Raw genomic sequence first — 769 nt, 5'->3', positions numbered from 1 at the left:
CATGAAGACGATTCGATTATCTTTGTTTTGAAGAATATACGCTTGAGGCTCATCGTGAATACGTGGCACGACGATGTGCGAACCTTTGATCAGGCGAATATTACGTGGAGATTCCTGTTCAAGACCATCATCAAAGAACTGTTTCACCCAAGGACCCGCCGCATTCACAAGGGCTTTCGCTTTACGTTCGAATGTTTGATCTGTCATTACGTCGCGAATCGTTACAACCCATACACCGCCTTCTCTGCGTGCTGCTTCTACGCGACAGTAGTTACGGGTTTCAGCGCCATTTTCTTTCGCCGCAAGTACATTCAGCAATACCATTCGAGCATCATCGACCCAACAGTCTGAGTATTCGAAACCGACTTTCATTTCAGGTTTCAGTAGGCCTGATTGCGCGAGGTTAACTGTCTCGTTTACCCAAGTTATCGTAAAGGAATAGGCCACAGCGAATCAGCCACGCTGGGCGCAAGAATGGGCGATGCGGTAAACGAAAACGCATTGGCTGTGCAATGTGTGGCGCTTTTCGTAGCAGGACTTCACGCTCGGCAAGGGCTTCTGACACTAAACGAAACTCGTAGTGTTCTAGGTAGCGCAAGCCACCATGAATAAGCTTTGAGATTGCAGATGACGTTGCTGATGCGTAATCGTTGGCTTCGTAAAGTCCGACAGACAGCCCACGTCCCGCAGCATCTGCAGCGATACCAGCACCATTAATACCACCACCGATCACGATCATATCTAACGTGGAGGATGAACCATTTTTTGT

General features: G+C 48.4%; 1 pseudogene. It reads right to left on the bottom strand.

What is annotated here, in order from left to right:
- A pseudogene (gene glpD, locus KIV40_RS29655) lies at positions 1-769 on the bottom strand (glycerol-3-phosphate dehydrogenase); the annotation flags it as partial.

Source organism: Vibrio sp. D173a, from assembly GCF_030248475.1.
Note: the sequence above shows the minus strand (reverse complement) of the source record. Positions and strands in the feature narration are given on the sequence as shown.